Below are 13761 nucleotides of genomic sequence, written 5' to 3'. Positions count from 1 at the left end.
AGCCCGCCCCGAAGTGGTAGGCGACGGGCGCGGCGAGGATGAAGCCCCGCGCCTCGATACCGACGATCTTGTCGATCGTGCCGCGGCCGTGGTGGTTGACGATGGCGTCCACCACCCCCGCGAAGGCGACGTGGTCCGCCAGCAGCGGAGTGATGTCCTTGAACACGACCCCCGGCTTCGGGTAGTCGTCCACGTCGCGGATCCGCTCCTGGATCAGCTTGCCGAGGTCCACCATCGTTCGTCCCCCTGAGACGCCTGTTGCCTGCTACCGCCCCTGAGGGCCCTGCTCGCCGCCCGCGCGGCCCGCCGTCACCTGCCGCGGCGCTGCTGGCGCGTGCCGCGCCTGGGCTGGTGCCGCGGCCCCGACTGGACCACCTTGCGGACGGTGACCGACTTCGCGACGTCCTCGCCGGACGTCGCCGCGGCGTCGCCCGCGCCGCCGTCCGGGGCGTCGTCGCCGGCGGAGCCGCCGTCCGCGTCGTCGCCGCCGGGCGCGCCCGCCGTCGCCTTCACCTTGGCGACCGTCTTCGACTTCCGCTTCGCGCTGGCCTCGCGGCGCGCGATGTTCGCCCGGATCTCCCGGTACTTGGGTTCGCGCTCCTTCAGCTGCACCAGCAGCGGCGTCGCGACGCACAGCGACGAGTACGTCCCGACGATCATGCCGACGAACAGCGCGAGCGACAAATCCTTCAGCGTGCCCGCGCCGAACAGCGTCGTCCCGATGAACAGGATCGCCGCCACCGGCAGGATCGCCACCAGCGAGGTGTTCAGGGACCGGACGAGCGTGCTGGCGAGGGCCGTGTTCGCGGCCTGGCTGTAGGTGGTCTTGGAGGTCGGGCCGAGCGGCTTGGTGACCTCCTTGATCATGTCGAACACCACGACCGCGTCGTACAGCGAGTATCCGAGGATCGTCAGGAAGCCCAGCAGCGTGGCGGGGGTCACCTCGAAGCCGGACCACGCGTAGACGCCCGCGGTGATCACGAGGTCGTGGACGAGGGCGACGACCGCGGCCGCCGCCATCCGCCACTCGAACGCGATGGACAGGTACGCGATGATCAGCACCATGAAGACGGCGAGGGCCTGCCACGCCTTCGACTGGATCTCACCGCCCCAGGAGGCGCCGACCACCTGGGTGCTGACCTTGTCGCCCGGGATGCCGAGCCGCTCGGTGACGCTCTGCTTGACCTCGCCGACCTCGTCGGACGACATGCTCTCGGTGGTCACCCGCCACTTGTCGCCGGCCTCCTGCACGATCGTCTGGTGGGCGCCGCCGTCGGCGACGGCGCCGCGCACCTGCTCGATCGACGCGCTCGGCGCCTGGAAGGTGAAGACCGAGCCGCCCTTGAACTCCACGCCGAAGTTCAGGCCCTGCACGACCAGGCCGGCGATGGACAGGACCAGCAGGATCCCGGAGATCGAGTACCACAGCTTCGGCCGGCCGACGATGTCGGCGCTGACCTCGCCCCGGTAGATCCGGGAGATGATCGCACGCGTCGCCATGTCTCAGACCTCCTGGCTCGTCGGACGGGCGGCGGAACCCGGCGCGGCCCCGGAGGCGCGGCGCAGCCGTCTGGCGTCGACCCCGGACAGCGGATGGCCCTGGCCGAAGAACGTGGTGCGCGACAGCACGGCCACCAGCGGCTTGGTGAAGAAGAACACCACGATCACGTCGATGAGGGTGGTGAGCCCCATCGCGAACGCGAACCCGGCGACGCCGCCGACCGCGAGGAAGTACAGCACGAGGGCGGCCAGGAAGGTCACCGCGTCGGCGACCAGGATCGTGCGGCGGGCGCGCTTCCAGGCCGTCTCGACGGACGGCCGGAGCTTGCGGCCCGCGCGCAGTTCGTCCCGCAGGCGCTCGAAGTAGACGATGAAGGAGTCGGCGGTGATGCCGATCGACACGATCAGGCCGATGATGTGCGGCAGTGAGAGGCGGAAGCCCATGTTCTCGCCGAGGATCACCACCGCCAGGTAGGTGATCGCGGAGGCGACCGCGAGGCTGGAGACCGCGACCAGGCCGAGGCCCCGGTAGTAGACCATGCAGTAGACGACCACGAGGACGAGGCCGATGGCGCCGGCGATCAGGCCGCCGGTGAGCTGGTCGGACCCGAGCGTGGACGAGACCTCGTCGATGGAGCTCTGCTCGAACTCCAGCGGCAGCGCCCCGTACTTGAGCACGTTGGCGAGGTCGGTGGCGTACTGCTGGCCGAAGCTCTCGGGCGGGCCGTCGATGCTGGCGGTGCCGCCGGTGATCGGGCCCTGGTTGATGGCGGGGGCGGAGACGACCTGGCCGTCCAGGACGATCGCGATCTGCGCCTGCGCGGACGTGGGGTCCTGCTGGTAGGCGCCGTACGCCTCGGTGGTGACCTGCCCGAACTGGTCGGCGCCGCGGCCGTCGAAGTCGAGGGAGACCGACCAGCTCGGCTGCCCCTGCTGGGCGTTCGGCGGGACCGCCTCGGCGCCGTCGACGTTCTCGCCGAGCACTCGGACGGGGCCGAGGATGTACTTGGTGACCTGGCCGTTCTCGACTTCCTCGTCGCAGGCGACGACCCATTGCCTGCCGGGGTCGTTGGAGCCTGGGGCGCGGCGGTCGCCGTTGTAGCAGTCGAGTTCCTCGAACTGCTTGACCACGGCCTGGTCGCGGACGCCCGGGTAGAGGGCCGACGCGTCCGTCGCGTCGGACGAGCCGGACGGCTCGGGCGAGGCGGACGGCTCGGCGGAGCCGGACGGCGACGGGGAGGCGGTCGCGGGGGGAGTGGGAGCGGTGGGAGCGGACGCGGTCAGCGCCGCGGAGGCGGCGCGGCCGCGCGGCGCCGCGGAAGAGGAGGGCGAGGGCGAGGACGACGGCGCGCCGGCGGACGCGGAGGCCGACGGCGACGGGCTCGCCTCCCCGTCCTGGTCGCCGCGGTCCCCGCTTCCTCGGTCGGCGCGTTCGCCTCCGCTCGCGGAGGGCGACGGCGACGGGGAGCCCCCCGTTACCGGACGCCCGTCCGCGGCCGCGAACACCTGCCGGAACTGGAGTTTCGCGGTCGTGCCGATCATGTTGACGACGCGGCTCTGGCCCGCCCCCGGCACGTTGACGACGATGTTGTCGCCGCCCTGCTTCTGCACCTCGGCGTCCGAGACGCCCAGGCCGTTGACCCGCTGGGTCATGATCTTGACGGCCTGGTCCATCTGCTCGGCGGGCGGGGTCTCGCCGTTCGGCGTCTTCGCCGACAGCGTCACGGTCGTCCCGCCCGCGAGGTCGAGCCCGAGCTTGGGAGTCGTGGACCCCTGCAGGAACGCCGTCCCTGCCAGGACCACCAGGATCGCGAAGAGCGCGAGAAGGGTGCGTCCCGGCTTGGGGACGTTCCTAGGGGGAGCCACTTGTCGTCTTACTTCCCGTCTGGATTCGGTGCAGGAGGGCGTCGGTCAGTCGGAGGACTTCCGCCCGGCCTTCGCACCGGCCTTCGCCTCGGGCTCGTCGTCCTCGACGTCCTCGACGGAGTCGTCGGCGTCCGCGTCGTTCTTGGTGAGGTCGACGGCGTCGCCGTCGCGCTCGTCGTCGTCCGCGTCGTCGTCCTCGTCGAGGTCGAGCTCCTCGGCGTCGGCGCCCTTGGCGTCGTCGTCCTGGAGGACCCGCATGACGGCCTGCTTGACGAAGCTCACCTCGACGCCGGGCGCGATCTCCAGCAGCACGCCGTCGTCGTCGACCGACAGCACGGTGGCGCGCATGCCGCTGGTCGTCATCACGCGCGTGCCCGGCTGCAGGGAGCTCTCCATCTGCAGCTGCTCCTTGCGCCGCTTGCTCTGCGGCCGGATGAGGAGAAAGTAGAAGACGAGCGGAATGGCCAGCAGGAGCAGGAGGTTGAAAGCCCCGCTGCCGCCCGACTCCGCCGCAATGATCATGTCGCCGCCCATTACTGGGGCATCCTTCCGGTGTCGATTGCCCAGCCCGTGACCGGATCGGCCACATCATTGGAACCGTCGGCTGGAAGACGGTGAACCAGGTCCCGGAGTCTAGAGATTACGCCAGGCCCCGGCAACGACGTGACGATCGGTGGTGCCGAGTAGTTCCCAACCCGTTACCCGATGATCACTATTCGGGCCGATCGGCGTCGTCGTCCAGGTCGAACAGGGTCCCGGCCAGCGGCGCCGTCGGCGGCGGGGTCAGCCCGAGGTGCGCCCACGCGGCGCCGGTCGCGACCCGGCCGCGCGGCGTCCGGGCCAGCAGGCCCTGCCTCACCAGGAACGGCTCCGCGACCACCTCGACCGTCTCCGGCTCCTCCCCCACCGCGACGGCCAGCGTCGACAGCCCCACCGGGCCGCCGCCGAACTTGCGCAGCAGGGATCCGAGCACGGCGCGGTCGAGCCGGTCGAGCCCTCGTTCGTCCACCTCGTACAACGACAGCGCCGTCCGCGCCGATTCCCGGGTGACGGTGCCGTCGCCGCGCACCTCGGCGTAGTCGCGGACGCGGCGCAGCAGCCGGTTCGCGATCCGGGGCGTGCCGCGGGCGCGCCCGGCGACCTCCGCGGCGCCCTCATCGCTGATCTCCACGCCCAGCAGGCCCGCCGAGCGCCGGACGATGATCTCCAGTTCGGCGGGCTCGTAGAAGTCCATGTGGGCGGTGAACCCGAACCGGTCGCGCAGGGGCCCCGGCAGCATCCCGGCGCGGGTCGTGGCCCCCACCAGGGTGAACGGGGCGATGTCGAGGGGGATCGCGGTCGCGCCGGGCCCCTTGCCCACCACGACGTCGACGCGGAAGTCCTCCATCGCCATGTAGAGCATCTCCTCGGCGGGCCGCGCCAGCCGGTGGATCTCGTCGATGAACAGGACCTCGCCCTCCGCCAGCGTCGACAGGACGGCCGCCAGGTCGCCGGCCCGCTCGATGGCGGGGCCGGAGGAGATCCGCAGCGGCTGCCCCAGCTCCGCCGCGATGATCATCGCGAGGGTGGTCTTGCCGAGGCCGGGACCGCCGGACAGCAGCACGTGGTCGGGCGTCCGGCCGCGCCCGAGGGCGCCGTGCAGCACCAGCGCGAGCTGCTCGCGGACCCGTTCCTGCCCGACGAAGTCGCCGAGCTTCTTCGGCCGCAGCGCGGCCTCGATGACCTGCTCCTCGGACCCGTCGGCGGCCGCCGAGACGAGCCGCTCGTCCTCGCTCACTTGCTCAGCTTCTTCAGGGCGGACTTCAGCAGGGTCGCGACGGGCGGCGCCTCGGCGCCGTCGAGGTCGGCGGCGACCGCGTCGACGGCGGCGTCGGCGTCCTTGGCCGACCAGCCGAGGTTGACCAGGCCCATCTGCACCTGCTCGCGCCACGGCTCGGCCCGGGCGGGCGCCCGGTCGTCGGCGCCGTCGCCGACCGGGCCGCCGAGGCGGTCCTTCAGCTCGAGCACGATGCGCTGCGCCCCCTTCTTCCCGATGCCGGGGACCTTGGTGAGGGCGGTGAGGTCCTCGGCGGCCACGGCCCGGCGGAGCGCGTTCGGGGTGTGCACGGCCAGCATCGCCAGCGCGAGCCGGGGGCCGACGCCGCTCGCGGTCTGCAGCAGCTCGAACACCGTCCGCTCGTCGTCGTCGGCGAACCCGAAGAGGGTCAGGGAGTCCTCCCGGACGACCAGCGACGTGGGCACCCGGGCGCGGTCGCCGACGCGCAGCCCGGCCAGGGTGGCGGGGGTGCACTGCACCGCGAGCCCGACGCCGTGCACGTCGATCACCGCGCCGTCGGGTCCGGCGGCGGCCACCTCGCCGCTGACGAAGGCGATCACTGGGCGGTCCCTCCTGTTCTGCGGGCGGCGAGCCGTTCGCGTTCGGCCCGGGCCGCCTCCTCGATCCGCGACCGGAACGCGGGCGCGGGCCGCCGCCCCGCCCCGCCGCGCCACACGTGGCAGATGGCGAGGGCGAGCGCGTCGGCCGCGTCGGCGGGCTTCGGCGCCGCGTCGAGCGCGAGCAGCCGCGTCACCATCTTCGTCACCTGCGCCTTGTCGGCGCGGCCGTTGCCGGTGACGGCCGCCTTGGCCTCGCTGGGGGTGTGCAGGGCGACCGGCAGCCCGCGGCGCGCGGCGGCGAGCATCGCGATGCCGGCGGCCTGCGCGGTGCCCATGACGGTCCGCACGTTGTGCTGCGAGAACACCCGCTCCACGGCGACGGCCTCGGGGCGCAGCTCGTCCATGAGGGCCTCGATGCCCCGCTCGACGCCGAGCAGCCGCAGCGCGTGGTCCTCGTCGGGGGCGGTGCGGACGACCGACACGTGCACCAGCCGGAGCGGCCTGCCCGGGGCGCCGTCGACGACGCCGACCCCGCACCGGGTGAGCCCGGGGTCCACCCCCATCACCCGCACGGCCGCCCCTCTCGATCATCTGTTCGGGCCGCCAACGCTACCAATCCGCGCCGACATCGCGCAGCGCCCCGCCCGCATGTGTCCCCCGGGGCGGGCGCGTCCGCGGGGACGCGCGAACGCCGCCGCGCGGTCGGGTGCGCGGCGGCGTCGGGCGACGGCGATCGTGCTCAGGCGTCGATCGCGGCCATGACCTCGTCGCTGACGTCGAAGTTCGCGTAGACGTCCTGGACGTCGTCGCTGTCCTCGAGGGCGTCGAGCAGGCGGAAGACCTTCTTGGCGTTCTCCTCGTCGAGCGGGACCGTGACGCTCGGCAGGAACTTGCTCTCCGCCGACTCGTAGTCGATCCCGGCCTCCTGGAGGGCGGTGCGGACGGCGACGAGGTCACCGGCCTCGCTGACGACCTCGAAGTTCTCCTCGTCGAGCTCGTTGACCTCCTCGGCGCCGGCGTCGAGGACGGCCATCATGACGTCGTCCTCGCTGGTGCCGTTCTTCGGGACGATCACGACGCCCTTGCGGTTGAACATGTACGACACCGAGCCCGGGTCGGCGAGGGACCCGCCGTTGCGGGTCAGCGCGACGCGGACCTCCGAGGCGGCGCGGTTGCGGTTGTCGGTGAGGCACTCGATGAGCACCGCGACGCCGCCGGGCGCGTAGCCCTCGTAGGTGATGTTCTGCCAGTCGGCGCCCCCGGCCTCCTCACCGGCGCCGCGCTTGCGCGCACGCTCGATGTTGTCGTTGGGGACCGAGTTCTTCTTCGCCTTGTAGATGGCGTCGTACAGGGTGGGGTTGGCGTCGGGGTCGCCGCCGCCCGTGCGGGCCGCTACCTCGATGTTCTTGATCAGCTTCGCGAAGAGCTTGCCCCGCTTGGCGTCGAGGGCCGCTTTCTTGTGCTTGGTCGTCGCCCATTTGGAATGGCCGGACATCTCAATCCTCCTCAACCATCGCCCGGCGCACCAGATCGGCGAAGTAGTGGTGCACGCGGAAGTCGCCCGTCAGCTCCGGGTGGAACGCGGTGGCCATCAGCCGGCCCTGGCGGACGGCGACGATCCTACCGGCGTTCGGGCCGCCCTCGGCGCGGCCGAGGATCTCGACGGCGTCGCCGGTGGACTCCACCCAGGGGGCGCGGATGAATACGGCGTGGTACGGCGTGTCGCCCATACCGGCCAGCGGCACGTCGGACTCGAACGAGTCGACCTGCCGGCCGAAGGCGTTGCGCCGCACGGTCATGTCGATCCCGCCGATGGTCTCCTGGCCGGCCGCGCCGTCGCGGATGCGGTCGGCCAGCATGATCATGCCGGCGCAGGAGCCGTAGGCGGGCATGCCCGCCTCGATCCGCTTGCGGAGCGGCTCCAGCAGGTCGAACGCGCGGGCCAGCCGCCAGATGGCGGTGGACTCGCCGCCGGGCAGGACCAGCCCGTCGACCCGCTCCAGCTCCGCGGCGCGGCGCACGTTCACGGTTCGGGCCCCGGCCTGTTCGAGGGCGCGGGCGTGCTCGCGCACGTCGCCCTGCAGGGCCAGGACGCCGATGGTCGGTACGGCAGTCACAAATGAACCTTCCGGGGGATGCGGACGGACCAACCCTAGACGTTCCGTCGTCTGGACGCTTTGTCCAACGCCCCGGTCACGCGCGCGTCTTCCCTGCGCGGGCCCCGCGGATCACCGCGCGTCGCCGGTCCCGGCGCGGTCGCGGGCGGCGAGCTTGAAGCGGCGCAGCGGCAGTTCGAGGGGCAGGAAGCCGTCCGTCCCGCGGTCGGCGATGCCGCGGCCGAACATGTGGGCGGCGGCGAGCGCGAGGCCGAACTCCTCGGGGTCGAACGGCAGCGGGACGTCCGGGGCGCCGGCGTCGAGGGCGCGCCAGAACGGGCGCTCGGCGGGGAGCCGGGCGCCCTGGTCGACGATGACGCCGTCCTCGGCGGTGAGGAAGACGTCCCGGCGCAGTTCGGCGTCCTCGTACCAGCGGAACCAGCAGCCCCGGACGACGCTGTGCAGCACGAGCACGCCGCAGCGGGCGCCGGGCAGCGCGGCGGCGGTGGCGTCGGCGACGCGGCGGGCGTCGTCGTCGAGGCGGAACAGCCGGCGGTCGCACACCAGCAGCGCCCGCCCGTCGCGGGCGGCGCCGAAGGCCCCGACGAACAGCTCGTCCTCGTAGGGCCAGAGGGCGAAGTCGAGGACGGTGTCGCCGGTCTCGGTGAGGGCGCCCGCCGGGTGCAGGCCGCGGGCGATGCGCGCGGCGGCGTCCGGATCGGGCTCCAGGCCGGGGCGGAAGACGTCGGCGGGTTCCCCGGCGCTCGCACAGGCCAGCGCGACCGACCAAGCCATGCTCTCCCCTCCCGCGGCCGGGCACCGCCCGCGGGATCGCGCCGTGCGCCCGGTCCCGCACCGGCCGCGCCGCAAGCGTAACCCCGGAATGACGCGCTGTGGAGGGGCCGGAGGCGATCGCCGTGCGGCGACCGCCTCCGGGGGCGTCAGCGGATCACCAGCCGCGGCCGGCGAACTTCTGGTCCTCGCCGAGGGACGCGACGTTGATGCCGACCATCGCGTCGCCGAGGCCGCGGGAGACCTTGGCGATGACCTCGGGGTCGTCGTGGAAGGTGGTGGCCTTCACGATCGCCTCGGCGCGCTGCGCGGGGTTGCCGGACTTGAAGATCCCGGAACCGACGAAGACGCCCTCGGCGCCGAGCTGCATCATCATGGCCGCGTCGGCGGGGGTGGCGATGCCGCCGGCGGTGAACAGCACGACGGGCAGCTTCCCGGCCTGCGCGACCTCCTTGACCAGCTCGTAGGGCGCCTGCAGCTCCTTCGCCGCCACGTACAGCTCGTCCTCGGGCAGGTTCTGCAGCTTGCGGATCTGCTGCCGGATCTGGCGCATGTGGGTGGTGGCGTTGGAGACGTCGCCGGTGCCCGCCTCGCCCTTGGAGCGGATCATCGCGGCGCCCTCGGTGATGCGGCGCAGCGCCTCGCCGAGGTTGGTCGCGCCGCACACGAACGGGATGGTGAACGCGAACTTGTCGATGTGGTTCTCGTAGTCGGCCGGGGTGAGCACCTCGGACTCGTCGATGTAGTCGACGCCGAGCGCCTGCAGCACCTGCGCCTCGACGAAGTGGCCGATGCGGGCCTTGGCCATGACCGGGATCGACACGGCGCTGATGATCCCGTCGATCATGTCCGGGTCGCTCATCCGGGAGATGCCGCCCTCGGCGCGGATGTCGGCGGGGACCCGCTCGAGGGCCATCACGGCGACGGCGCCGGCGTCTTCGGCGATCTTCGCCTGCTCGGGCGTGACGACGTCCATGATCACGCCGCCCTTGAGCATCTCCGCCATGCCGCGCTTGACCCGGGCGGTCCCGGTCTCCGGCGCGGTGTTCTGGGAAGCGGGACTGGAAGTGGACACGGGCACATCCTCACGTGAGCGGGCGACTAGTCGCTTTCCATAATATTGCCTGCTTGTGTCGTCTCTGGACCCGGCAGACCGTCAACGCGAGGTACGTCCGGTTTACAGGTCGTCGGATCCGGAGCCCGAAACACGTTCCCGGCGCCCCGGCGAGCAGTGTGGCGGGGGCGTCCTCAGGGGATGACGGGGCTGCCCTCGCTGACCAGCACGACCCAGACCTGGCCGGGCGCGAACGTCATCGGCTTCCCGTCCGCGGTGGTGAAGGTCGTCCCCTGCCCTTCCGACGGCCGCGACCAGCGGGCGTCGTACCCCTTGCCGTCGCGCAGGACGAGCGCGCGGCCGGTCCCGGTCGTCCGGATCAGCGGGGTGTAGTGGCCGAGGGAGTCGTGGAACTTCGAGCGCGTCGTCTTCGCGTACTGGACGACGACCGTGGCGCCGCCGAGCCTGCCGCCCTCGGCGGCGACGTCGGGACGGCCGCCGAAGCTCGCGAGCCAGCGCTTCTCCTCGGCCGACCACGTGAAGCCCATGGTCGCCGACGGCCACTTCGCGGTGAACGACGCGGTCGGCTCGCCGCCGGCCGGAGCCGGTCCGAAGCGGAAGCCGATGTCGCGCGGACCGGTCGCCTCGGGCGCGAGCTCCAGCAGGTCGCGGGGGTCGGCGTACAGGTTGTAGGGGATCGGCTTCGGGCCGGCCCGGAAGTAGGCGGACCCGCCGTTCTCCTGGGAGACGTCATAGGAGGGCGCCTGCCGGATGTCCTTCTTCATCTTGCTCTGGACGCCGGAGAAGGCGAAAGCGGGCCGCCCGTACTGCGCCAGGATGGACAGGTCGGAGATCCGGGCGCTGCGGACGGGCCCGACGCGCTCGGGCAGCTTCGACGAGTACACCGCCATCAGCCGGGTCTCGCCGCCCTCGACCTGCCCGACGTAGACGATGTCGGCGTCCCGGACGCCGGACTGCGGCAGCGCCCGCTCGGTGTTCGCGATCTTCACGGCGAGGACCGGGCCGCGCGGGCTCTCGGCGCCGCCGTCGAACGGGTGGTACGGCAGGCCGGGGGTCGCGGACGTCCCGGCGCCGTCCCGTCCGCCGGGCGCGCTCGGCGGTTCGGCCCGCCGGCCCACGTCCCCGCCGGAGCAGGCGGTGAGCGCGGCGGCCAGGACGAGCGCCCCGGTCCCCGCGGCCGCCCGGCCGGCGGCGGTGCCGCCTCGGGACATGCGCACGCTGATCCCTCCTTCGCGAGAGCTGCGCCAGAGGGTAGCGAAGCGCGCGCCATGCCCCGTCCGTGCGGTCCGTCCGTGCGGTCGGGTCAGATGCCGGGCGGGTCGTCGTCGATCTCGAAGAACCCGGGCAGCGGGGCCCGCCCCGCCAGCCGCAGCGCCCGGATCAGCAGCTTGCGGCGGGCGATGCGGGCCTGCGAGACGGCGTCGTTGTAGAAGCGGCGGGCGTAGGCGACCTTCGCGGCGGAGGAGGAGAGCTCCTCCAGCACCGCCTTGCCGTCCCCGTCGCCGCGGCCGGTGAGGGCGTCGACGAAGCCGGGCTGGTCGACGACGGCGCGCAGCGCCCGCGACAGGTCGCTCTCGGCGAACTCGCGGTGCTCGGCGTCGGCGGTGCGGGCCTCGTGCGCCGCGGTGGCGAGGACCAGGCTGGTCGCGGGGTCCAGCAGCCGGGACGCCGCGAGCTCGAGCGCGGCGGCCGCCCGCCGGACGAGCGCGGCGTCGAGCGCGGCGCGGGCCGTCTCGACGCGGACGTGCAGCCGGTCGAGGCGGGTCGCCCGCCACGACACGTACACGGCGAGCAGGAACGCGACGGCGATCCAGAACAGGACGTCGATGATCCAGTCGGGCATCCGGTGCTCCCCTACGCCACGGGGCCGGACTCGACGACGCCGGCGTGGCCGAGGGAGACGGTCTCGTACACCCTCAGCACGTCGCGGGCGACGGCCGACCAGTCGTAGTCGCGGACGGCGGCGCGGGCCTCGGCGGACAGCTGCTTGCGGCGGGCCGGGTCGTCGAGCAGGTCGGCGGCCGCCGCCGCGAGGGCCTCGTGGTCGCCGGTGCGGAACAGCGCCCCGGCGCGGCCGCCGCGCAGCACCCGGTCGAACGCCTCGATGTCGCTGGCGAGGATGGGGGCGCCCGCCGCCATCGCCTCGGCGAGGACGATCCCGAAGCTCTCCCCGCCGAGGTTCGGCGCGACGAAGACGTCCACCGAGTGGTAGGCGCGGACCTTGTCCTCCTCGCTGACCATGCCGAGCAGGACGACCCGGTCGCGCAGTTCCGGGGAGACGCGGGACAGGACGTCGTCGGCGTCGCCGGGCCCGGCGATCAGCAGCCGCAGGCGCGGCCGGGCGCGGCCGAGGACGTCGAAGGCGCGCAGCAGCACCTGGAGGCCCTTGCGGGGCTCGTCCATGCGGCCGAGGAAGCCGATCGCCTCCTCGCCGGAGCCGTCCCCGGAGCCGTCGGCGCGGCCGGGCCAGCCGGGCAGCGGGTCGGCCATCGCGTACCGCTCGGTGGCGACCCCGTTGGGGATGAGGACGGCGTCGCCGCCGAGGTGCTCGACGAGCGTGGTGCGGGCCGCCTCCGACACCGCGATCCGTCCGGTGATCTTCTCCAGCGCGCTCTGCAGGATGGGGGCGGTGACCGACACCACGCGGGACTTCTCGTAGGACGCGTGGAACGTGCCGACGATCGGGCCGTCCGCCGCCCAGCAGGCCAGCAGCCCGAGCGACGGCGCGGCGGGTTCGTGCACGTGCAGGACGTCGAAGCCGCCCTCGTGGATCCACCTCCGGACGCGTCCGGACGACAGGAACCCGAACGCGAGCCGCGCGACCGAGCCGTTGTAGGGGACCGGGACGGCGCGCCCCGCCGGGACCGCGTACGGGGGGAGGTCGGCGTCGTCGTCCGCCGGGGTGATCACCGAGACGGTGTGGCCGAGGTCGATCAGCGCCTCGGCGAGGTCGGCGATGTGCCGCTGGACGCCGCCCGGGACGTTCCAGGTGTAGGGGCAGACGATGCCGACCCTCATCGGGGTGCCTCCGCCGGGCTCCCCGGCAGGTCGTCCAGCCACACCTTCTGCAGCATGTGCCAGTCTTCGGGGTGGGCGGCGATGCCCTCCTCGAAGACGCCCGCGAGCTCCTGGGTCATGGCGCGGATCTTCTCCTGTCTTGCGCCCTCGGCGGGCACGGGGATCTCCTCGTGCACGCGCGCCGCCCAGTACTCCCCTTCGTACCACAGCGTGACGGGGATCAGCGCGGCGCCGGTCTGGATCGCGAGGGCGGCGGACACGGCGGGCATGCGGGCGGTCGCGCCGAAGAACTCGACGTCCACGCCGCTGTCGGTGAGGTCGCGGTCGACGACGAGGCAGACCGGCCGCCCCTCGCGCAGCCGCCGCGCCATCCGCCCGTAGGCGGAGGCGCCCTTGTGCGCGAGGACCTCCATGCCGAGCCCCTCCCGGAACTCGACGAACCGGTCGAACAGCGACTCGGGCTTCAGCCGTTCCGCGACGGTCGTGAAGGGGTATCCCTGGTGGACGAGCCAGGCGCCGGCGTGCTCGTAGTTGCCCATGTGCGGGAGGGCGAGGATGACGCCCCGTCCCGCATCGAGGTTCGCGAAGATCTTCTTCTCGCCGGTGACGCGCATCTTCCCGACGATCCGCTCCCGGTCGTACTCGGGGAGCCGGAACACCTCCAGCCAGTAGCGGAGGTAGGACCGCATGACCTTCTTGCTGAGGACGCGGACCTCGTCGTCGACGGCGTCCTTGCCGAGGACGCGGCACAGGTTCCTCTCGAGCTGCCGCACCCCGGCGCCGTACCGGTGCCAGGTGCGGTCGGCGATGGCGGTGAACGCCAGCCGGGCCGCCCGCTCGGGCGTCTTGCGGACGACCGTCCAGCCGAACGCGTAGGCGGCGTCCGCCGCCTCGTCGCGGTACGGGACCTTCATCGTCGCCGCTCCGCGCCGGCGTTCGCGGCGGCCCGCGCCCCGGGGCCGGGGGCGCCGCCGCGCCCGGCGCCGCCGTCCGGCCGCCCGGCGGCGGTCGCGCCGCCCGCGGCGCCCGGGGCGGGCG

General features: G+C 73.1%; 14 protein-coding genes and 1 pseudogene. All 15 read right to left on the bottom strand.

Annotated elements, in window-relative coordinates; all coding sequences use genetic code 11:
- A pseudogene (locus DMH08_RS34065) lies at positions 1–235 on the bottom strand (adenine phosphoribosyltransferase); the annotation flags it as partial.
- A 74-nt stretch (positions 236–309) separates the two neighbouring features.
- On the bottom strand, positions 310–1500 hold the full coding sequence (secF, locus tag DMH08_RS34060) for a protein translocase subunit SecF (protein WP_125620167.1): 1191 nt from the start codon (positions 1498–1500) through the stop codon (positions 310–312).
- Between the two features lie 3 nt (positions 1501–1503).
- On the bottom strand, positions 1504–3366 hold the full coding sequence (gene secD, locus DMH08_RS34055) for a protein translocase subunit SecD (protein WP_125620165.1): 1863 nt from the start codon (positions 3364–3366) through the stop codon (positions 1504–1506).
- A gap of 45 nt (positions 3367–3411) precedes the next feature.
- Positions 3412–3900, bottom strand: a complete 489-nt coding sequence (gene yajC, locus DMH08_RS34050) for a preprotein translocase subunit YajC (RefSeq protein WP_051301128.1) — start codon at positions 3898–3900, stop codon at positions 3412–3414.
- A 178-nt stretch (positions 3901–4078) separates the two neighbouring features.
- Positions 4079–5143 (bottom strand): Holliday junction branch migration DNA helicase RuvB, encoded by a 1065-nt coding sequence (gene ruvB / locus DMH08_RS34045; protein WP_125620163.1) that lies wholly within the window; start codon positions 5141–5143, stop codon positions 4079–4081.
- Positions 5140–5742, bottom strand: a complete 603-nt coding sequence (ruvA, locus tag DMH08_RS34040) for a Holliday junction branch migration protein RuvA (protein WP_026404169.1) — start codon at positions 5740–5742, stop codon at positions 5140–5142. Before ruvA ends, ruvB begins: the two co-directional genes overlap by 4 nt.
- Positions 5739–6314 carry a crossover junction endodeoxyribonuclease RuvC gene (gene ruvC / locus DMH08_RS34035; protein ID WP_026404168.1) on the bottom strand — a complete coding sequence of 192 codons (576 nt, stop codon included), beginning with the start codon at positions 6312–6314 and terminating at the stop codon, positions 5739–5741. The genes ruvA and ruvC overlap by 4 nt, the downstream gene beginning before the upstream one ends.
- A 167-nt stretch (positions 6315–6481) precedes the next feature.
- Positions 6482–7237 (bottom strand): YebC/PmpR family DNA-binding transcriptional regulator, encoded by a 756-nt coding sequence (locus tag DMH08_RS34030; protein WP_026404167.1) that lies wholly within the window; start codon positions 7235–7237, stop codon positions 6482–6484.
- 1 nt (position 7238) lies between these two features.
- Entirely contained in the window at positions 7239–7859 is a 621-nt protein-coding gene (pdxT, locus tag DMH08_RS34025; protein ID WP_026404166.1) for a pyridoxal 5'-phosphate synthase glutaminase subunit PdxT, read from the bottom strand.
- Positions 7860–7970: 111 nt separating this feature from the next.
- Positions 7971–8633: a DUF6928 family protein gene (locus tag DMH08_RS34020; protein ID WP_051301127.1), complete on the bottom strand. Its 663-nt coding sequence runs from the start codon at positions 8631–8633 to the stop codon at positions 7971–7973.
- A 154-nt stretch (positions 8634–8787) separates the two neighbouring features.
- On the bottom strand, positions 8788–9705 hold the full coding sequence (gene pdxS, locus DMH08_RS34015) for a pyridoxal 5'-phosphate synthase lyase subunit PdxS (protein WP_026404165.1): 918 nt from the start codon (positions 9703–9705) through the stop codon (positions 8788–8790).
- Positions 9706–9878: 173 nt separating this feature from the next.
- Positions 9879–10916, bottom strand: a complete 1038-nt coding sequence (locus DMH08_RS34010; protein WP_125620169.1) for a DUF3048 domain-containing protein — start codon at positions 10914–10916, stop codon at positions 9879–9881.
- A 92-nt stretch (positions 10917–11008) separates the two neighbouring features.
- Positions 11009–11548: a hypothetical protein gene (locus tag DMH08_RS34005; protein ID WP_026404164.1), complete on the bottom strand. Its 540-nt coding sequence runs from the start codon at positions 11546–11548 to the stop codon at positions 11009–11011.
- Positions 11549–11559: 11 nt separating this feature from the next.
- Complete coding sequence (locus DMH08_RS34000; RefSeq protein WP_026404163.1) at positions 11560–12723, bottom strand: glycosyltransferase family 4 protein; 1164 nt, start codon at positions 12721–12723, stop codon at positions 11560–11562.
- Positions 12720–13637, bottom strand: coding sequence for a phosphatidylinositol mannoside acyltransferase (locus tag DMH08_RS33995; protein ID WP_125620161.1), 918 nt, complete (start codon positions 13635–13637; stop codon positions 12720–12722). Before DMH08_RS33995 ends, DMH08_RS34000 begins: the two co-directional genes overlap by 4 nt.
- Positions 13638–13761 lie beyond the last annotated feature (124 nt).

The sequence above is a fragment of the Actinomadura sp. WAC 06369 genome (assembly GCF_003947565.1).
Lineage (GTDB): Bacteria > Actinomycetota > Actinomycetes > Streptosporangiales > Streptosporangiaceae > Spirillospora > Spirillospora rifamycini.
Note: the sequence above shows the minus strand (reverse complement) of the source record. Positions and strands in the feature narration are given on the sequence as shown.